The organism is Pseudoalteromonas sp. APC 3224, assembly GCF_030407535.1.
Lineage (GTDB): Bacteria > Pseudomonadota > Gammaproteobacteria > Enterobacterales > Alteromonadaceae > Pseudoalteromonas.
In genome coordinates this window covers 1-18,874 of record NZ_JASDDF010000020.1, presented here as the reverse complement: position 1 = coordinate 18,874, position 18,874 = coordinate 1, and the positions used below count along the sequence as shown (strand labels likewise).

Below are 18,874 nucleotides of genomic sequence, written 5' to 3'. Positions count from 1 at the left end.
AAGGCGCTTTTTTTATTGTTTTGTATAATACATAGCAGCTGTTAACCCCCTTTACAGTTATTCTTCAATTGATATGAAGGCAATTAAAAAAGCCGTATAATTTATATACGGCTTTTGTTTTTAATTAAAACTGATAGCTTATCCGAGCCGAAACATTACGTCCTGGTTGGCTATATTGGCTAAAATCAGTACCTTTGGATTGACCAGCAATAAGTTCAAACGGTACGTACTCTTTATCGAGTAGATTAAGTAAACCGACATTCATTTGCCATGCTTGCCACTGATAATTTGCATATAAATCAACAACACCATAACCGTTACCTTGTGTTGTTTTATTACCATTAGTATCAAGTACTACATCAGACTGTGACTTGGCTAAACGCCAAGCAGCGGTCCAATTAACATTGCCAAACTCAGTGCTTACCAATATAGAACCATTTAACGGGCTAATACTAGTAAGTGGCTGATCAGAGTCTTTGTTTTCACCATCTACGTAAGCAACATTGGCCTCTAATAAAATATCGTCGGTAACATACATAGCAATACCAGCTTCTACACCGCTGATCTGGGTTTCGCTAATATTTTGGTATTGGTAAAATGTTTTATTTACATTAGGAATATAAGTTGGTTCAACACCCGCAATGGTTGTTTCGATAAAGTCATCATAGGCAGCATAAAAAGTACTTAGATTTACACTAATATCGCTACTTGCGTATCTTAATCCGATCTCGAATGAGTCACTGCTTTCAGGGTCTAAATCTGCGTTTGGTAATATTTGATAAAATGGCTCAACACCATGGCTTTGATAGGCTTGGTCGTGTGGCGGTATTTTAAAGCCTCGAACATATTGCCCATACCAAGATAAATTATCGTCTACCTGATAAATCACACCCAGCTTTGGTGAAAACGCAGACTCGGTAATATCATCAAGCTCGGCGTCAGCAAATAACGCATCTTTTTTGGCTTCAAGTGCATAATAATCGTAACGAATACCCGCAACTAACGACCAATCAGTCTCGTTAAATTTAATACTGTCTTGCATATATACACCAACTAAAGAAGTATCGGCGCCGGGAAATGCTTTTTGTTTTTCATTCGTAAAATCAACAGTACCATCATTTAATACACGGGTTTTTAAGCGTGGTCGAGTAGTATCATATAAATCAATATCTACTCCATAGACAAATTCATGCTCGGTATTTTCTCCTTTAACTTCCTTACTAAATACCGCTTTTAAGCCTAAAATATCTTGCTCAAACCCGTAGTCATTATAATCGATGTAATTTCTAGCTGCGCTTATTTGGTCACTTTGTTGCTCGTATCGACTATAAGATAGTTGCCCATACCATTTATCAAATATAGCTGTTGCCATATCTGAATCATAATCGAGTGCAAATGAGATATTTGTGTCTTCGTCTTCGGTTTCTTGAATGGATGGAGTGATTACTTGCTCTGTCGTTTGATTAAAGTAATCTAAGGTATACTTAAGGGTACGTTTTTCATCAAGTTTTTGCTCAACTTTAAGCAGCAAAGCGTCCGAGCGGGCATCGTAACCTGGTAAATCTTCAACGTAGTTTTGTACTTCTTCACTATCGCGATGGCTATAAACAGCGCTAATAGCAACGTCACCTAAATCTTTTGCTGCTGTAATATCAGCAGCAACCTGATTACTTTGGCCTTGGTAGCCTAACGCTACTTTTACCAAGCTTTGTTGATCCACTAAATAATCACTCGGGTCTTTAGTTGTTATTACTACAATTCCCCCTAGTGCATCAGAACCATATAGCGATGATGCCGCCCCTTTTGCAACTTCAACTTGTTTAACACCTGCAACATCAAAGTAGTTTCGACCCACTAAATAACCGCCGCCGCCAGCGTAGCCATCGTTTGTGCGTCTTCCATCTTTAATAAAAACAACTCTGTTGCCACCAACACCTCGTACAGTTAGTGTTTGCGCGCCTGCGCCACTGCCAGTACTTGAGATACTTGGATCGTATTTAAACATAGTTTGTAAATCTACAGCGAGCTGACGCTCAATATCTTGTTCGGTAATAACCGTTACTGAGCCAGTCACATCTTCAAGCTTTTGTTCAAAACGAGAGCCACTAACCACAATATGATCGTCAATAACATTTTCGGCCAGTGCGCTACCAGAGCTAATTAACAAAGAGGCTAATGCTGTAAATTTAAAAGAAAAGGGATTCATCCCCACTCCAAATGATAATAGTTATTATTTACTTTTAAATGGTACAACTAACCCAAAATAAGATCAATTGATTATGATAATCATTTTCATTTAGATTAAAGTAGTTATAATACTAAAAAATAAAATCGGAGTTTGTTATGAAGTACCTAATTTTTTTTCTGGCTTTAGCCACTCAATCAGCACTCGCGAAAGAGCGTGTGATCAGTGCTGGCGGCACATTAACTGAAATAATCTACGCACTAGAAAAACAAAATAGTTTAGTCGCGGTTGACCAATCAAGTATGTATCCGCAACAAGCAACACAGTTGCCACAGGTAGGTTACTATCGAGACCTAGCCGCTGAGGGAGTGCTTTCAATGCGCCCAACTACGTTACTTGCACTTGAAGGTGCAGGAAGAGAGCAGGCGCTAAAGCAAATAGAAGCAACCGGAGTGAAGGTTATTCACTATAAAAAGCCGACATCTGTAAATGAACTGCTTGCGCTAATTAAGCACCTTGGTAGTGATTTAGATGCAAACCTAAAAGCTCAAAACCTAATTACTAAAATAAAAAAATCGTTACCTACTAAAGCAAAAACACAGACTCATAACGCTTTGTTTTTACTTTCAGCTAATGAGCGTGGGCTCGTCGCAGCAGGACAAGAAACGGTGCCCAACTTGCTGTTTAATTATGCGGGCATTACCAATATAGCTGCTACGCATACAGGCTTTAAAGCAATTAACAGTGAAGTACTGGCTGTAAGTCAGCCCGATTTTTTAGTGGCGCCAGCGCATGTTGTGCAAAGCCTTGGTGGGAAACAAGCCTTTTGTAAACAGCCTACACTTCGTTTATTAAAAGCAGCGCAAGAGTGTCAATTACTGGTCATGGACAGCTTACTTTCACTGGGCATGTCGCCGCGTATTGCAACTGCGATTCAAGCATTGCATGAGTATAAAACACGCTTATGAGCACGTTAACTTTGAATCGTTTTAACGCCATAACACTGAGTAATCCGCATAAGTGGATGCTATTAAGTTATGGCTGCATTTTTGCTCTAGCATTACTTAGCATAGGCTATGGAGCCGCAGGATGGGATTGGCGCTTAGCGATTGCATGGCTAGCTCCTGAACATTTTAGTCAATTTGATGCGCTACAAATCAATGTGGTTACACAAATACGTCTGCCTCGTTTTGTCCTTGCAGTGATGGTGGGTTTAGTACTTGCACAAACAGGAGCTGCAACCCAAGCGCTGTGCCGTAACCCGCTTGCCGATCCCTCTATTATTGGTATAAGCGCAGGCGCTGCAATGGTTGCGGTTGCTTTTATTGCGCTTAGTGCACAGTTTAATTTTAACGCTCAACACTACTTACCTTATGCCTCATTTTTGGGCGCATTATCAGTAACGTCGCTGGTATATTTAGTCTCAAAACAACAAAAACAAATTAATATAAATACCCTTATATTAGTCGGTGTCGCTATTAATGCATTGGCATTTGCTGTTATTGGGTTATTAAGTTTTTATGCTGATGACAGCGCACTGCGGTTAATTAACTATTGGACCATGGGCTCATTAGGCGGTGCGAGTTGGGATAATATAAAACAAGCGAGTCCTTTGCTTTTACTGAGCCTTATCGGGCTATGGCGATTAAAAGAGCCAATGAATCTACTTCTTATTGGTGAATCACAAGCTCAATACTTAGGTGTCGATACCAGCAAGCTTAAATTATACGTCATTATATTAGTTGCATTGGGCGTAGGTGCGGTAGTTGCGCTAACAGGTTTAATTGGCTTTGTTGGTTTAGTTGTCCCTCATATCGCACGCCTCATGGTTGGCCCACACTTACGGAATATGCTGCCACTTTGTATGCTTTTAGGTGTGATTGTGTTGCTACTTTCAGATTGGTTGGCACGCTTAGTTGTTATGCCTGCGGAGCTGCCAATTGGCATTATAACTGCGTTACTTGGGGCTCCACTATTTATATATTTAATCATTAAAAATAAGCGAGATTGGTCATGATCACGTTTAACAACCTCAATATAGGCTTTAACACCCATCGTGTTTTAGAAGGTATTAGCGGCAATATCCAAGCAGGACAACTTGTCGCTCTGATAGGCGAAAATGGTGCAGGTAAATCAACCTTACTGCATACTTTGGCAGGCATGCATCCCTTTGAGGGAGATATACTATTTAATACCAAGCCTTTGCATTCATTTTCTAAAGAGCAATTAGCTAGCAAGCGCGCTGTAATGATGCAAAGTAATCATGTTGGCTTTGATTTTAGTGTATTTGAACTCATTGCTATGGGTCGCTATCCCTATGCAGAGTCTCTTAAAACACAAGCCAATAAAGTTCAAAAATATGCCTCACTTATGGATTTAACCCATTACCTAACACGTCGAATGAGTGCGCTTTCGGGCGGCGAACAACAGCGTGTTCATATGGCCCGCACATTAGCCCAGTTAGATGCTTTTACTGCGCAAACGAGGCCTAAATTAATGTTGCTCGATGAGCCAACATCAGCGCTAGATATGCGTCATCAACATACTTTACTTAGCTGTGTTAGAACCTTTGTAGAGCAAGGAAACAGCGCCATTATTGCTATACACGATCTTAATTTAGCAAGCCTTTATGCAACCAACGCTATTTTATTACACAACCAAAAAGTGCTGCAAAGCGGGTCTATAAATACCGTTTTAACAGCACAAAACTTACAACAAATGTACGCCATGAAATTGCACGTTAACCCTCATCCTTATAACGATGCGCCCATGGTTTTTTCTCAACGTCAGGAGTTTTCATGAGAGAGCAAGCATTAAACGACGCACGTACGCTCGTTTTTAAAACCCATGCCGGCGTAATGTCGACCATTTCAAATAATTTACGCGGCTATCCGTTTGGCTCTGTTACACCTTATATGTGTGACGAACAAGGCCGCATCTACTTTTTTATTAGTGACATAGCTCAGCATACCAAAAATTTAAAACAGGACTCACGCATGAGTCTGACTATTTTTGATGCCGCCGATTATGGCGATCAAAACGAACATGGGCGAGTAACACTCGTAGGTGATGGCTCTATTGTGGCAAAAGAGCAAAGCGAAGTACTACTTGATAAATATATAGCTTTGTATCCTGAGGCTGCAAGCTATCGCAATGCGCATGATTTTCAGCTTTGGCAATTAGATGTAGTACGGGTGCGTTATATTGGCGGTTTTGGAAAAATATTTTGGCTTGAGCAAAACGAGTGGCAAGCTCAGCCTAAAAAGTGGGATGAAAGCCAGCAGCAAAGCATGATCACTCATATGAATGAAGATCATCAAGATGCTATGTCGCTGATATTAATGCAGCACTACAGTGTAGCTGATAACACCCCAATAATGAGCGGCTTATTATCAACAGGCTTTTATATACAAAGCCACAAGCGTAATTACTTTATTAATTTTGCGAACGAGTGCGATAGCCCATCAGCCGTGCGAAAAGCACTTGTAGCCTTAACAAATCAAGCTCGAAACAGCTCAAACCAACTAGCGGAGACAGTATGAAAAAATTAATAGCCTTACTCAGCACTACACTCCTACTGAGTGCCAATGCTGCATATGCAGACGAATGCACACTAAATATAGATGCAAACGATATGATGCAGTTTTCAACTAAAACACTAAGCGCCCCTAAAAGCTGTAAGCAAGTGACCGTTCAACTTAGTCACACCGGTAAATTACCTGCTAATGTAATGGGCCATAACTGGGTGCTATCTACTGAGCAAAACATGCAAGGTATTATCACAGATGGCAACGCTGCAGGGCTTAGCAACCACTACATAAAGCCTAATGATAGTCGCGTGATTGGTGCTACAGACATTATTGGCGGCGGCAAAACAACCGAAGTTACTTTTAAAACCAGCGGCTTAACCGCCGGAACCGATTACATTTTCTTTTGTTCTTTTCCTGGCCATTACGCCATGATGAAAGGCACATTTACGCTTAAGTAAATATTAAAAAGTGTATTAGACAAACACAGTGCCAACCTATTATTGGCACTGTGTTTTCTCGCCTCGCTTGACTAAAGTTTTGAATGCCGCTTGTTGATGTGCTTTTTGCACATAGCGAGCAGGCAAAGCGTTAACTTCTAATTGATAACCATTTTGCTCAGATTGTACTTTTGATACTGGCGAAACCCATACAACATTAAGCTCTGGGGCAATTCGCTTAATTACCCGCGCTATGCCTTCACCATTTCTCACATGAAAGTCACCGGCTAAATGTATAACCTGCGTGCCCTTATTTTGACTAATATAGTTAACGATAGACTCAGCCATGGTTTCGTCCCAAGTAACTTGCGCGGCGTAAAGTTTTTCGTTTTTACTCGCCGTTCCATGATGCATGGATTGCATAAAGCGTTCTTTATAAAGGCTTGGAGAAGTATCTATCTCTTTTGCAATAAAACTACGCTGTTGTGCGTCAAGCTTATTAATATAATTAATACCTTGGCGACCAATACAGGTAACAATATGCTTAGGCGCATTTGAAGCTATTACATCGCTATTTTGTATCTTCGCTAATTCCACTAACGCACGATAATCGCTCTTATAATTAGGCCAAGCCTTAGTATTATCAATTAGGTATTGTTCACCTATTTTACTCTCAAGATAAAGGTTTAGTGTTTGCTGATCAGCGCGGCTAAATTGCTCAAGCGATAGAGCAATAGGCTTATTTTGCGTGCTTAATTGCTGAAACAGCTCAGCCTGAAATAAGTGGACACCGGGGTGTGTATGCCATTCACCGACTAAAACAATATCGGCATTCAAAAGCGTGGATTCTGACAATATTGAATTAACTCGCTGGCCCTTTGCATTATAAAGCCCGTAATTATACAAGGATGAACTTTGAGATACTGATACTGTGTTTATACTGCAGCCTGATAATCCACTGAGTAAAACAAGTGCTAAAAATGGGTTTTTCATATCGGTTTTTATAAAAATAAGAATCAAAACAATGAAGTTAGTATACACAACAAACTGCATCAAACCTACAAATGCAAATAAAAACAATTATCATTTGATGTTTTAGGATTTCTGTTTTACAGTCTTAAAAAATAAACAGATATGGAACGTACCATGGCATTACCTTTTTTATGTGCTCGACACAAACAACATGTTTTATGTCAACCAGAACAAGCAATTATAGATATTCAAAATGCGCAGCTAAGTGGCGAAGCGCTGTTTAAACGATACCAATTTGCACAAGCATTGCCGTATTTGGGGTGTGCACTTGAAAGTGCGTCCTTATTAGCTCAAATGTATAACTGTACGAATAAACAGCAAATCATACAAATTACCTCACTTACAGAGCGCCTTTATTCCACACTTCACTTTTTAGACGAACAAAGTGCTGCGCACAATGCACTCATACAATCTATTAATCTGCTAAACGAGATATTGTATAGCGATGATGAATATCATGACTTAGCGCTTTCATGCATTACACAGCTAAAAAAATTAGCACTGCAACATCCTCCACACCTTACTAAGCACTAATTTTTATGGCAATAAGCAACGCGCTAAACAAAATTGGGTTAACTTTTTATATTAATAATGGCTAACATATCTTCTTCGTCTTCATCTAGGCCAACTTCTTCAAACCCAAAACTAGAATAAAAATCCTTAGCTACAGGGTTTTGCGGGTTATAACAAATCTCGATTTGTTCAAGCTTAGAAGTCGTTTTAATCTCTGCAATTGCCATGAATAGTGCTTGGCGGCCAATACCTTTATTTTGATGATGTTCATCTACCATAAAACGCCAAATAGAAACTTTTGTAGGGGTTTCTTGCACCCACATAAAAAAGCCTACAGGCTTATTATTTTGGTAAATAGCTTTACAGGTATGTCCACTATTGTAGTGCGCCTCAACTAACGACCACATATTACTCGCTACGTAATCTTGTTGCGCTTTGGTAACGTCTAAATCGCATACCTCTTCGTAATTAGCAGAGGTGACACCTTCCAATGAAATGTTCATTATTGTCCTTAATTTCAAACATGGAGTTATAAGTAGTTTTGTTTTATCACGTTATCAGCACTAACATATCTAGGCAATGTATTCTTTTTAGGCACAAAAAGCCGCAGTAATAAATACTACGGCCTTTGTTTTTACTAAATACTTTAAGCTATGTGCTTTTAGTATGCGCCTGCGCTATATATAAGCTCGTAACTGTGGCTGTAAATCTCAAGGATGTTACCAAACGGGTCTTCCATGTAGATCATGCGGTACGGCTTTTCGCCAGGGTAGTAGTAACGTGGCTCTGGCATACGTTTTTTACCACCTGCAGCAACAATACGATCCGCTAAGCCTTCTACATCTGGGTCTTGTACACAGAAATGGAAGATACCGGTTTTCCAGTATTCAAAGTTGTCTTTAGGGTTTTCTTGGTCTTTAAATTCAAAAATTTCTACACCAATTCGGTCGCCTGTTGAAAGATGCGCTATTTTGAATTTTTCCCAATTTGGACCAAATACATCGGTACACATTTCGCCAATTGGGCTGTTGTCTTCAGTGATCACGGTAGGCTCCATTATGGTGTACCAGCCCATCACCTTAGTGTAAAACTCTACGGCTTTTTCAACATCCGGTACTGAAATACCAATGTGCGAAAAACTACGTGGATATGTATGACTCATAATAAATACTCCTACTTAACTATGTTTAGTTGATGGAGTTAGTTTACGAATTGACCAACATTAAGTAAAATTATCATTAATCATCATTTTGAGTATATTTTGTAATGATAAATCCTACATGGTTAAACACGTTTTGTACTTTAGTTGAGGTAAACCATTTTACCCAAACCGCCGAGCGCCTTTATATGACCCAGTCAGGCGTAAGCCAACATATAAAAAAGTTAGAGCAGCAAGTAGATTGCGCCTTGCTTGAGCGCCACGGTAAACAATTTACCCTTACCGTACATGGGCAAAACTTGTATCAGCAAGGCAGCTTATTATTAAAAGAATGGCAGTTTTTAGAGCAGCAATTAAAAGATGATTCACCTTACAGCGGTTTAGTAAAAATACAGTCGCCAGGCAGTTGCGGGCTAAAGTTTTACAATCAACTATTAGCACTGCAAGTAGAGCACAAGAAGCTAATTATAGATTACCGCTTTGCTCCAAATACCAATGTTGAACAAGCGGTGGCCAATCATAGTGCCGATATTGGCTTTTTAACTCAAGCGCCTACCCTTAGTGAAGTTACCAGCCACAAAATTGGTAAAGAATCCCTATTATTAGTAACGCCCGCACATATAGAAAACCCAACGTGGGAGGTTTTATGTGAGCTTGGCTTTATTGGCCACCCCGATGCAAAACATCATGCGCAGCTTTTACTTAGCGAAAACTACAGTGAATTTGAACATGTTGATCAAATTAAGCAAACGGGTTTTTCTAACCAAATAAGTTTAATACTGGAGCCGGTAAGTTTAGGGCTGGGTTTTACGGTTTTACCCGCACACGCAGTAAGTGCTTTTAATAAACCTGCGCTTATTAAAACGCATCATTTAACCAAACCAATTAGCGAAAATATTTATGTGTGCCATCACCGAAATAGGCCGTTAGCAAAGCGTATGCATTGCGTTATTGATGCGATAAAAGCAGGCTAGGGCAGCCAAATCAGCGCCCGTAAAGCCCCTTTACAGCTTAAGCTGTACGTTTAGTTTTTTGCGTAATGTCTGTGAGGCTCTGTTTGCTTTTTAAATAAACCTTATGCACAGCAAAAGTCAGTAAAGTCATCAGTACCATCATACAAAGTGTCGGCCAAAGGCTGAGGGTATGATAACCAAGCGCCCCCATAAACCAGCAAATAAGTACCCATTGAATAACATAGAGCGCGGTTACATGTTTACTGGCATATAAAAGAGCACGTGTAATAGGGCCATTATATTTATCAGCAAAAATAAACTGTATAGCCGCTAGGGCACATAAATTTAAGCCAATTAAATAACTAATACCGCCGCCATTTAAATGGAAAAAGTTGCCAAACTGTCCTTTAAAATCAATGGCTAACCATATGCCGCCAATAACAAGTAAAGCAGCACCGAGTTGTGCACATACTTTATATAAGTAATCGGCATTTTGTTGGTTACTAAGGTATAAACGACCAAGTACGTATCCCGTTAATATCGCACTTATCCAAGGAAAAACCGGAAAATACACCTGATAGTTACTAGCAAAAAACAAATCGCTAATATAAGGTGAAAGCGTAAATTGTTGCCCCCTCACAAACTGGCTCATAACTGAAATTGCAATGGCTAAAACCGCAATCCATATTGTTTTCCAACGGGCAATATTAAGCACACCAAACAGCAATAAGCTAACTCCAGCCAGTTGTAAAATATCACCTGTTAACACCATAAATTGTAACTGCCCAGCACTGAGCGGACTTTGCCAGCCATAAGCATTTATAAATGCCTCAGGCATGGTATTAAATACTTCAATAGGCAGCCAAAACTTGGCCGCATTCATTAAATAAGCAAGCAGTAAAAGCTGTATGCCACGCTTAATTAATAGCAAAGGTGTTTGCCTGCGCGAAAGCGCCATAGATAGCCCCATTGCCACTAAAAACGAGGCGGTGCCTTTGCCAAGTATATGCACAATCGTACCAAATGCGCTTTCACTTTGAAGCGTCGTGGAGGCATACATCCATAAGGTATGCACAATAATCATAATAAAAACGCTCGCACCACGCGCAAGATCAATCGTTTTAAGACGTTGGTTCATTGGTTTTAATATCCTTTTTAGGGCAGGTTTGGCATTTGCTATAACCGGCTAAATAATAGCGGCAACAGGTTAAACGCTGGGGTTTTTCAGTAAATGGCGTATCAAGATTAAAGTGTTCACAAATAAGGGTGTGCAGCTGACGATGGCAATTGTTGATATGTAAAGTAGTAGCAAGGTCTAAGCTATGAGCTCGCTCAATGGCGCTACTTAATGAATCGAGTAATAACCGAGCTTGTTCTTTTTTACCAAGTGCATAGTCGGTATTTACCCATTCACCAACTTGGCTTATAAAATGAGTAAACGCTTTGGTTTGCTCAGTTTTACTTACTAACACGCCATTTTTCAGGTTAAACCCACGACAATAAGCGCCATTTACCGCTAACGGCATGTTAATGGGATCAGCCGTACTTTGCTTGCAAGCAAACCAATAGCAATAAGCGTAAACAGCTTGCCAGCAAAGCTGTAAATACAAATGCCGACTAATAAATTGCTTAGGCGCAGTAGGGTACTGCGCCTTACAACGAACTGTTAAAGCGCGCACTAATAACAAGCTCGGTTTAAAAGTTCGTTGCACGGGTTGTTGGCAATATAAAAACTGCGCAAGGGTAATCGGTTTAGCCATACAGCTTTGCCGATACGGGGTTGTTTAAGTTACCAGCAAACTGCAAACTACCTGCCGGATCCGTTAAATCAACCATTTGCTCATTATTACCTAACTGTAAGCGGTTTAAACAAGAGTGTGCAAACTCATCACTAAAAAAGTCATACTCTTTAAATCGCTCATTTAAAGCAGGGTTAGCATGTTGATACGCTTTAACACTTTGCGTAACACACTGCCAAAAGTCATGCTCTGTAATACGCTCTTCTCGCACTAAAATTGCTACTAAGTATCTAAAGAAGCAGTCAAATACATCGGTAAATATACTTAATAGCTCAAGCTCTTTAGGCATAGAAACATGAATACGTTCAACCCCTGCAGGCAATACTTCAGTGCTATTAAGTAAGGCAACCTCTTCACCTATGTCTTTCATATATGCGCCCACAGGCACCGAATTTTTAAGCTTTAAAATGAGGTTTTCGCCGTGAGGCATAAACACTAATTTATGCGCGTAAAAACAATGTACTAGCGGAATTAAATAGGCATTAAAGTAGGCACGTAACCACTGCTGCGTGCTCAAACCACTTTGCGCTATCCATTCGCCCACTAAACTTTGGCCATTATTATCTAAGTGTAATAACGCTGCCATAGTGGTCAGTTGTTCATCACTATTTAAATTATGGTTTGGGTTTTCTCGCCATAAGCAGGCAAACATTTTACGATAGGGTGTATCTCCCAGCGCGCTTTGCTCAAACGTATGATGGGCATAACCTAAGGTGGCGTATTCTCTAAGCGCTGTAAAATTAGCGCCTGCGAGTTGTTGATCTTGGCTAACCTTTTCAAATACCCAATCGTTAATGGCAGGAGTCACCGCCATGTAAGCACGCGATAGGCCGCGCATAAATCCCATATTTAAAATAGACAACGCCACTTTTAAATACGGTTTATGCGGGTGCGAGCAGTTATATAAGGTCCGAATTGATTGTTGCGCTTGATATAAATCGTCACCTTCACCTAAGTACACTAATCGCTGATTTGCCAACTCATTTGCAAATACCACACTCAATTTGTGTTGGTACTGCCAAGGGTGAGCAGGAATGAGTAAGTAATCATCGGGATTTAGGTTTTGAGCTTTTAGCGCTGTGTTAAACGCATCTCGGGAGGTTAAATCTAGCTCATCACTTATATGGCTTGGGTAGTCGGCAAAGTATTCACTATGGGCAAAGTCGCATACCGCTTTATGCGCTGCTAACCACAGTACTTTAAACGGTTTGCCTACTTCTGGCGCATAGCGTAAAAAGTCAGCTTTACTAAAACCAATGCGGCCATTATTAGCAACAAAGGCAGGATGCCCTTCACTCATTGCGGCTTCTATTTTTTGTAGCCCTAAATTAGCTAACTGCGCCGCTGTTAAGGTGTTATTTTCACGTTTGAAGCACGCACTGGCTAAAGTAGCATTTAGCTCTTCAAGGTAGGTGGCAAGGCGCTTACCCGTTAAACCTAGCGCAGGCCCCTGCATACTAAAAAAGTGCAACACATCTAGCGGCTGCAGCTCTTCGTTAAGGTTGTAAAAGCATAGGCTTGGCTCGTCTATATCTATATGATTCAGTGCCATAGCACGGCCATTAAAAATAAAGTAACCGCCTTCAACATTTACTTTAAAGCCTTGCTTTGTTGTCTCTGCGGCCAATAAACGCTCGTGCACCAGCTCGGTGAGTGCTTTAGCTTGTAAATGCCGATTTGCCCATTGCCAATGTGGCTGTATCACGTAATCAGTTTGCAAAGGTGCTAACGAATCAGTAAATAGTTGGCTGTGCCTATCAAAGGCTGCTTTATTACAAAAACCTAAATAAGCGGCTTTTTCGCCCAGTTGAATTTGCTGGGTGTGCACAAACCCCAAACGCTTATTTAAAGTATGGATTTTACTATTAGCAATGTCGGGCTCAACCACAACACGGGCGGCACTGTTTTGAGCAAAAATACTTTGCAGCACGCACTGCATCATTTCAAAACTAAAATGGCGCTTAGGTGCCATGTTAGGCGCTAATAAAATATGCATACCCACATCATTAGGTTCAACCTCGTACGCCGCTTTCATTAAGCTTTCGTGCTCAGGGCTATAAAGCTCAACTAAAGCCAATAGGTTATTATTTTGCTCGATCACGTATGCCTGATGATGAGGCGTATCAATAATATCTTGATATGCTTTAGTTATTTGTTGCTCGGTTTGCTGCTGCATACCCCAAAAGTGCGCATACGGTTGCTTAAGCCAATCGCAAACTGTTGGCATATCTGTTTGTTGTAATAACCGCATCGTCACTTTGCCGGTATGCTGTAGGGTGGTTACAAAAGATGAAAAATACATAAAAACTCCAATAAATCTTAAAAACTAAGACGCTGAACGCGCAGTTCGAGCAACAGCCTTAACCCGCCAAAGCAAAATAAAGGCAAGGCTTGCAAAGCCAATAGCAGCAAAGTAAAACACAACCGTTGTTGAAAGATGCTCTACGCTCATACCCACTAGTAACGACGCTAAAATAACCCCGATGTTTTGAGCAATGTGCACTTTGGCAAAGTCGCTGCCGTAATGTGCAGGCTCACTTTTAGCAAATAGCATTACCTCTAGCAGTACCATCACTTGAAATAGCGCAAAGCCATATAAAACACGTGATAAAATCACTAACCCCACCGACTCCTGCGCTTGTAAATAAAGCCCAAACGCCCCCAAAATAAGTGCACATAACAAAGTGCTCGTGCGGCTTAATGTTGGCAGTGGTAAATGCTGCCTGAAATGGTTAAAAACCAGCATAACAAGCGCTGCAAAAGCAGGAATGGCGTATACAACAGCACTTTGCAAGGTGCTGCTTTGTGCGTTTAATGCTTGCCAATGAGTTGTAAAGAAGGGACGAATTAAAAACGCGCTAAAATATACCACCACACTTAAAAAGCAAAATTGCCAAATAAAATAGGGAATACGCTCTCGCGGTTTTTCAGTCGCTATTGCTTGCTGATAAATACCTGTTTTTAATGAATACATTAAGTAGCCGCATAATAAAACCTGAACTAGGTCACCGGCACTACTGAGTAATAACGCATAGCGTGGCTCTGCTAAACTAAAGAAATAACCACCAATTAAAGCACCACCAATCGCACCAAAATGCATCAATACAGAAAACAAACCAATAATAGATAAATGCTTAGTTTGTTGCTCTAATCGCAGTGCAAATGGGTATATAAGTAGGTAGCTTGCCTTTAGCACCAACATTAGTTGGTAGTAAATCCAAAACTCCCACACATTGGTCGCAAAGTAGCAAAGCAGGCCAAAACCAGCGGCTACTACTTGGGTTACTAACCACAAAGCCAACTCATTGTATTTTTTAGCGACCTTAGCCCATAGCGGTAAAGCCAGCATTACAGTAATACAACAGTTAGCCACAAAGAGGCCGATTAACGTGGCGTTACTAATAGCAAATTCACTAGCAAAAAATTGCGGATAAAACGGTAGCAGCAAGGTATCGCATACCACCGAAATAACCGTCAGCAAAATTAGCGCTAAACGAAGACTCATGCGGCGCTACTCTGCTGTTGTGTTGATAGGGTGACATCGCTTAAATCAAAGTTTTGAAAGGCAATTTTTTGCTCAACCTGATAAGGCGCATAACCTAAAATTTCACGTAAAATAATACTATTACGGTAGCAAGCCATACCTAAATCTGGAGTTACAAAACCATGAGTATGCTGCTCGGCATTTTGTACAAAAATACGTTTTTGTTCGCTATCTACCGCATATTCACGGCTTACTAAATAACGACCTTGCTCATCTTCGGGTAATTGGTGGGCAATATTATTTAAAAAAGCAGGGCGCTGATATTTAAAGCCTGTAGCACAAATTAAAAAGTCGGTTTCTATTGAAAAGGGCTGCTCAAGCTCCTGATGATAAAACTCCGTCAGTAAACGCTTACCTACTTTTTGAGTACCTGTTAGCCTGCTGTTAGTTTTAAATGTAGTAGAAATTGGCCCATCAAGACTTTGCGCGTAGAGGGTGTCGAAAATGTCGTTAATTAAATCGCCATTAATGCCTTTAAATAGATTTTTTTGGTTTTGATTGAGCCAATCTCGCTGCTCAGTTTTTAAATTATAAAAGTAATCTACATACTCAGGAGAGGTCATTTCAAGGGTGAGCTTAGTATACTCAAGCGGAAAATAGCGCGGTGAACGTGCTATCCAATCTAACTGCAAGCCTTGCGGTACTGCTTGCTGCAATAAAGTGTGGTAAATTTCTGCTGCACTTTGCCCAGCCCCTACCACAGTAACCCGTTTAGCTGCCTTTAATTCATCAAGCCGATGACAAAAATCGCTACTGTGCATTACCTTATTTGAGTTACTTTGCACAGCGCAATCAGGAATATACGGTGCAGGCCCTGTGCCCAAAACAATATGGCGAGTCACATAATGTTGCATACCATTGGGGGTGTTACAGCTAACGGTATAACACTCACTTTGCGGGCAAAATTCAACGTGAGTGACTGTTTGTTCAAAGTTAACATTTGAAAGCTGCGAGCAAACCCATTGGCAATATAAGTTGTATTCACGGCGCAATAAAAAAAAGCTTTCGCGAATATAAAACGGGTATAACCGATTATTCAATTTGGCATAATTTAAAAAGCTATATTGGCTGGTTGGATCTGCCATGGTTACTAAATCCGACATAAACGGAGTTTGTAATGTAACGCCCTCCAGCATCATTCCAGGGTGCCAGTCAAATTCACTGCGCTGCTCTAAAAACAGGCTTTTTACATCTTCGAGCGGTTCACTTAAACACGCTAAAGATAAGTTAAATGGGCCAAGGCCAATAGCTATAAAATCGTAAGGTTGATTATCCATTATGCAATTTCCCTATAAGTTTGCCATGCAATGTGGCTAATTTGCTCAATAACAGCGCGTACATCAGTTAATTGGCACTGCGCATTAAGCAATGTAAATTTAAGATAATGACGACCATTTATTTTTGTACGGGCAATCATGGCTTCACCAGTTTTTAAAAACGTTTGTCGTACATGCAGGTTTAAAGAGTCGAGTAAATCAAGGTCATGTTTTAAATCATCAGGGGCAAATCTAAATACCAAGGCACTAAGCTCGGGGTAGTTAACTACTTCAAAGTCGGGGTGGTCGTTAAGTACAATATGCGTTTGGCGCGCAAGGCCAATAACTTTATCGAACGCGCGACCAAGCGGTGCTTCTCCAGTGGTGCGCAGTGTTAGCCATAACTTTAAGGCATCAAAACGGCGAGTGGTTTGTAGGCTTTTATCTACCAAATTAGGCGTGCCATTACCGGCCTCTGCTAATGGGTTTAAATAATCGGCATATAAAGTAATGTGGCTAAAATGGCGTTTATCGCTTAATAAAAAAGCACTACAGCTAACCGGTTGCATAAATGATTTGTGATAATCAATCGTTATTGAATCAACCAACTCAATGCCATTAAGCGCATTGCGGTGGTGCTCACTCACCAACAAACCGCCACCATAAGCGCCATCTACGTGGCACCATAGCTGCTCTTCTTTAGCCAGCATGGCAATATTATGGATTGGATCGATAGAGCCAAAATCGGTTGTGCCTGCGGTAATAACCACTGCAATGGGTAAATCACCTTGCGCTTTGCTTGTTGCTATGGCGGTTTTAAGTGCCTCCATATCCATTTGCATTTCGCGGTTTGTAGCCACCGGCACCACGGCGTTGTAACCTAAGCCCAGTAACGCCGCTGCTTTTTGTATACTAAAGTGCGCCACCTCAGAGCAGTAAATTTTAAAGCGTGAGGCAACAGCAGGTAAGCCTTGTAATTTCACCTGATGATTAGCGGCATAGCGGCTAACAGCTACTTCACGAGCAACTAACATTGCCATTAAGTTTGATTGTGTGCCGCCACTAGTAAATACTCCATCGGAAGTGCTTGGCAATGCTGCTTTTTGGCATGTCCAATCAATCAGCTTTTGCTCAATTAACGTCGCGCCTGCGCTTTGATCCCAGGTATCTACCGAGGTATTAATAGCAGCAATAATATGTTCGGCCACAACAGCAGGGTAGGTTACAGGGCAGTTTAAATGGGCCATATAACGCGGATGATGAAAATACACAGCATGATCTAAATACACGCCTTTTAGCTCTTCAAGCACCGCTGGAAAGTCAGCCAAAGGCTGTGATAAATCAACATCGTTTACTACTTTTGCTAGCGTATTTACCGACACACCTGAAAATGGCTTTTGGGCTTTAGCCATCGCTTGCTGAACTGCTGACAACCCTTGCAAAGACGCTATTTGATAATTAATGAACTGCTCTAAATTGAATTGTGGGGGCAGGCCGCTTTGTTCAAATACAGCCTGTTTTTCAATGGTATTAATATTTAACACTTGAGATTGAGACACATCAACATTCCTTGAGTACACTTTTTAGGTGCAGGGATCTTAATGATAATGATTTCTATTTACAATAATGAAAAAAGGTTAGATAACAACTTTTTTTAAATTAGAGCTAATAAGCTTGTCGTATATTTTTAACAAAAATCGATAAACTACATTATTAAACGACAAGCATTACAAGCAAAAAAATAAACTTAAAAAAGAGAAAGTTAAGTAAATTATTTTAGCGGTAGCAAAGCTATGTTTAGCCATTACCACCTATTCAAATACGAGCAATAAATAAGCAACTGAGCTTAATAATCATTATTTATGAAATATTTAATACAATATTTAAAGTATTGGCGGTTTTTCTGTTACGTTGGTGTTTGTATTAACGCTAAAGGACGTCATGATGGAAGTAAAGCAACTAGCTAGTCAGACCTTAATCGGCTTAAAAGTAAGAACCTGCAACGCCAATGAAATGAACGCTGGCACTGCAAATATAGCTGAACTTTGGCAAAAATTTGGTGAAAAGTTTGCCAACAGCCTCACCCAAAACACCAAAGTGTATGGTGTGTATACTAATTACGAAAGCGATCTCACAGGCGATTTTGACGTAATTGCCTGCTGCGATAATTTATCAATTAAACTCCCTGAAGCTAAAAAAGTAACCATCCAAGCGGGGCGTTATTTGGTATTTAAAGGTGAGGGTGAAATGCCCGATGCAGTGATCGATTTATGGGGCGAAATTTGGCAATACTTCAGCTCAGACGATTGCCGCTATGAACGTACTTACACCAGTGATTTTGAGTATTATAAAAACAGTAACGAAATAGAAATTGCCATTGCAATTAAAGACTAGGGTCTGTTGACCTTTGCGGATTAAAATTTGTTCAAACTAGGGGCGGTTTAATCGCGGCGCGAGGTTTGTAAC

Annotated in this window: 18 protein-coding genes; 8 read left to right on the top strand and 10 right to left on the bottom strand. The window is 40.4% G+C overall.

The window, feature by feature from the left end; translation table 11 throughout:
* Positions 1-124 precede the first annotated feature (124 nt).
* Positions 125-2,206 (bottom strand): TonB-dependent hemoglobin/transferrin/lactoferrin family receptor, encoded by a 2,082-nt coding sequence (locus QL989_RS10495; RefSeq protein WP_290170350.1) that lies wholly within the window; start codon positions 2,204-2,206, stop codon positions 125-127.
* Between the two features lie 137 nt (positions 2,207-2,343).
* On the opposite strand from QL989_RS10495, the gene QL989_RS10490 reads away from it, so the two are divergent.
* From QL989_RS10490 to azu, 5 genes are read left to right on the top strand one after another with little or no spacing between them, the layout of a single operon-like run.
* The gene (locus QL989_RS10490; protein WP_010388749.1) at positions 2,344-3,153 is read left to right on the top strand and encodes an ABC transporter substrate-binding protein; all 810 of its coding nucleotides are present in this window, start codon (positions 2,344-2,346) and stop codon (positions 3,151-3,153) included.
* Positions 3,150-4,202 (top strand): iron ABC transporter permease, encoded by a 1,053-nt coding sequence (locus tag QL989_RS10485; RefSeq protein ID WP_024602445.1) that lies wholly within the window; start codon positions 3,150-3,152, stop codon positions 4,200-4,202. Before QL989_RS10490 ends, QL989_RS10485 begins: the two co-directional genes overlap by 4 nt.
* Complete coding sequence (locus QL989_RS10480) at positions 4,199-4,987, top strand: heme ABC transporter ATP-binding protein (RefSeq protein ID WP_290170346.1); 789 nt, start codon at positions 4,199-4,201, stop codon at positions 4,985-4,987. The genes QL989_RS10485 and QL989_RS10480 overlap by 4 nt, the downstream gene beginning before the upstream one ends.
* A complete protein-coding gene (locus QL989_RS10475; protein ID WP_290170344.1) occupies positions 4,984-5,727 on the top strand; it encodes a DUF2470 domain-containing protein in 744 nt (247 codons plus the stop codon). Before QL989_RS10480 ends, QL989_RS10475 begins: the two co-directional genes overlap by 4 nt.
* On the top strand, positions 5,724-6,173 hold the full coding sequence (gene azu / locus QL989_RS10470) for an azurin (RefSeq protein ID WP_290170342.1): 450 nt from the start codon (positions 5,724-5,726) through the stop codon (positions 6,171-6,173). Before QL989_RS10475 ends, azu begins: the two co-directional genes overlap by 4 nt.
* A 39-nt stretch (positions 6,174-6,212) precedes the next feature.
* Here the strand turns inward: azu and QL989_RS10465 are convergent, their stop codons facing one another.
* Positions 6,213-7,145: a ChaN family lipoprotein gene (locus tag QL989_RS10465; RefSeq protein WP_290170341.1), complete on the bottom strand. Its 933-nt coding sequence runs from the start codon at positions 7,143-7,145 to the stop codon at positions 6,213-6,215.
* 153 nt (positions 7,146-7,298) lie between these two features.
* Here QL989_RS10465 and QL989_RS10460 point away from each other — a divergent pair, with 153 nt between their 5' ends.
* Positions 7,299-7,718 carry a hypothetical protein gene (locus tag QL989_RS10460; protein WP_290170338.1) on the top strand — a complete coding sequence of 140 codons (420 nt, stop codon included), beginning with the start codon at positions 7,299-7,301 and terminating at the stop codon, positions 7,716-7,718.
* Positions 7,719-7,756: 38 nt separating this feature from the next.
* Here the strand turns inward: QL989_RS10460 and QL989_RS10455 are convergent, their stop codons facing one another.
* Positions 7,757-8,200 carry a GNAT family N-acetyltransferase gene (locus QL989_RS10455; RefSeq protein WP_290170336.1) on the bottom strand — a complete coding sequence of 148 codons (444 nt, stop codon included), beginning with the start codon at positions 8,198-8,200 and terminating at the stop codon, positions 7,757-7,759.
* Positions 8,201-8,358: 158 nt separating this feature from the next.
* Positions 8,359-8,859 carry a lactoylglutathione lyase family protein gene (locus QL989_RS10450; protein WP_008130525.1) on the bottom strand — a complete coding sequence of 167 codons (501 nt, stop codon included), beginning with the start codon at positions 8,857-8,859 and terminating at the stop codon, positions 8,359-8,361.
* 104 nt (positions 8,860-8,963) lie between these two features.
* On the opposite strand from QL989_RS10450, the gene QL989_RS10445 reads away from it, so the two are divergent.
* Positions 8,964-9,830 carry a LysR family transcriptional regulator gene (locus QL989_RS10445; protein WP_178957057.1) on the top strand — a complete coding sequence of 289 codons (867 nt, stop codon included), beginning with the start codon at positions 8,964-8,966 and terminating at the stop codon, positions 9,828-9,830.
* Positions 9,831-9,867: 37 nt separating this feature from the next.
* On the opposite strand, the gene QL989_RS10440 is transcribed toward QL989_RS10445, so the two are convergent.
* Genes QL989_RS10440 through QL989_RS10415 form a run of 6 tightly spaced genes read right to left on the bottom strand, consistent with a single transcriptional unit; the run spans position 9,868 to position 17,967 of the window.
* Entirely contained in the window at positions 9,868-10,947 is a 1,080-nt protein-coding gene (locus QL989_RS10440) for a heparan-alpha-glucosaminide N-acetyltransferase domain-containing protein (RefSeq protein WP_290170333.1), read from the bottom strand.
* Positions 10,931-11,569 carry a hypothetical protein gene (locus QL989_RS10435; protein WP_290170332.1) on the bottom strand — a complete coding sequence of 213 codons (639 nt, stop codon included), beginning with the start codon at positions 11,567-11,569 and terminating at the stop codon, positions 10,931-10,933. The genes QL989_RS10440 and QL989_RS10435 overlap by 17 nt, the downstream gene beginning before the upstream one ends.
* Positions 11,562-13,910 carry a GNAT family N-acetyltransferase gene (locus QL989_RS10430; protein WP_290170329.1) on the bottom strand — a complete coding sequence of 783 codons (2,349 nt, stop codon included), beginning with the start codon at positions 13,908-13,910 and terminating at the stop codon, positions 11,562-11,564. Before QL989_RS10430 ends, QL989_RS10435 begins: the two co-directional genes overlap by 8 nt.
* A 24-nt stretch (positions 13,911-13,934) precedes the next feature.
* Positions 13,935-15,113 carry an MFS transporter gene (locus QL989_RS10425; protein WP_290170327.1) on the bottom strand — a complete coding sequence of 393 codons (1,179 nt, stop codon included), beginning with the start codon at positions 15,111-15,113 and terminating at the stop codon, positions 13,935-13,937.
* Positions 15,110-16,429 carry a SidA/IucD/PvdA family monooxygenase gene (locus tag QL989_RS10420; protein ID WP_290170325.1) on the bottom strand — a complete coding sequence of 440 codons (1,320 nt, stop codon included), beginning with the start codon at positions 16,427-16,429 and terminating at the stop codon, positions 15,110-15,112. Before QL989_RS10420 ends, QL989_RS10425 begins: the two co-directional genes overlap by 4 nt.
* Complete coding sequence (locus QL989_RS10415; protein ID WP_290170323.1) at positions 16,429-17,967, bottom strand: aspartate aminotransferase family protein; 1,539 nt, start codon at positions 17,965-17,967, stop codon at positions 16,429-16,431. Before QL989_RS10415 ends, QL989_RS10420 begins: the two co-directional genes overlap by 1 nt.
* A gap of 385 nt (positions 17,968-18,352) precedes the next feature.
* Between QL989_RS10415 and QL989_RS10410 the strand changes: the two genes are divergently transcribed.
* Complete coding sequence (locus tag QL989_RS10410; protein ID WP_356776703.1) at positions 18,353-18,802, top strand: GyrI-like domain-containing protein; 450 nt, start codon at positions 18,353-18,355, stop codon at positions 18,800-18,802.
* Positions 18,803-18,874 lie beyond the last annotated feature (72 nt).

Excerpts from the sequence above, each read along its gene's own strand:
- QL989_RS10495 (WP_290170350.1), bottom strand. The coding sequence starts at position 2,206 with ATGAATCCCTTTTCTTTTAAATTTACAGCATTAGCCTCTTTGTTAATT.
- QL989_RS10490 (WP_010388749.1), top strand. The coding sequence starts at position 2,344 with ATGAAGTACCTAATTTTTTTTCTGGCTTTAGCCACTCAATCAGCACTC.
- QL989_RS10485 (WP_024602445.1), top strand. The coding sequence starts at position 3,150 with ATGAGCACGTTAACTTTGAATCGTTTTAACGCCATAACACTGAGTAAT.
- QL989_RS10480 (WP_290170346.1), top strand. The coding sequence starts at position 4,199 with ATGATCACGTTTAACAACCTCAATATAGGCTTTAACACCCATCGTGTT.
- QL989_RS10475 (WP_290170344.1), top strand. The coding sequence starts at position 4,984 with ATGAGAGAGCAAGCATTAAACGACGCACGTACGCTCGTTTTTAAAACC.
- azu (WP_290170342.1), top strand. The coding sequence starts at position 5,724 with ATGAAAAAATTAATAGCCTTACTCAGCACTACACTCCTACTGAGTGCC.
- QL989_RS10465 (WP_290170341.1), bottom strand. The coding sequence starts at position 7,145 with ATGAAAAACCCATTTTTAGCACTTGTTTTACTCAGTGGATTATCAGGC.
- QL989_RS10460 (WP_290170338.1), top strand. The coding sequence starts at position 7,299 with ATGGCATTACCTTTTTTATGTGCTCGACACAAACAACATGTTTTATGT.
- QL989_RS10455 (WP_290170336.1), bottom strand. The coding sequence starts at position 8,200 with ATGAACATTTCATTGGAAGGTGTCACCTCTGCTAATTACGAAGAGGTA.
- QL989_RS10450 (WP_008130525.1), bottom strand. The coding sequence starts at position 8,859 with ATGAGTCATACATATCCACGTAGTTTTTCGCACATTGGTATTTCAGTA.
- QL989_RS10445 (WP_178957057.1), top strand. The coding sequence starts at position 8,964 with ATGATAAATCCTACATGGTTAAACACGTTTTGTACTTTAGTTGAGGTA.
- QL989_RS10440 (WP_290170333.1), bottom strand. The coding sequence starts at position 10,947 with ATGAACCAACGTCTTAAAACGATTGATCTTGCGCGTGGTGCGAGCGTT.
- QL989_RS10435 (WP_290170332.1), bottom strand. The coding sequence starts at position 11,569 with ATGGCTAAACCGATTACCCTTGCGCAGTTTTTATATTGCCAACAACCC.
- QL989_RS10430 (WP_290170329.1), bottom strand. The coding sequence starts at position 13,910 with ATGTATTTTTCATCTTTTGTAACCACCCTACAGCATACCGGCAAAGTG.
- QL989_RS10425 (WP_290170327.1), bottom strand. The coding sequence starts at position 15,113 with ATGAGTCTTCGTTTAGCGCTAATTTTGCTGACGGTTATTTCGGTGGTA.
- QL989_RS10420 (WP_290170325.1), bottom strand. The coding sequence starts at position 16,429 with ATGGATAATCAACCTTACGATTTTATAGCTATTGGCCTTGGCCCATTT.
- QL989_RS10410 (WP_356776703.1), top strand. The coding sequence starts at position 18,353 with ATGGAAGTAAAGCAACTAGCTAGTCAGACCTTAATCGGCTTAAAAGTA.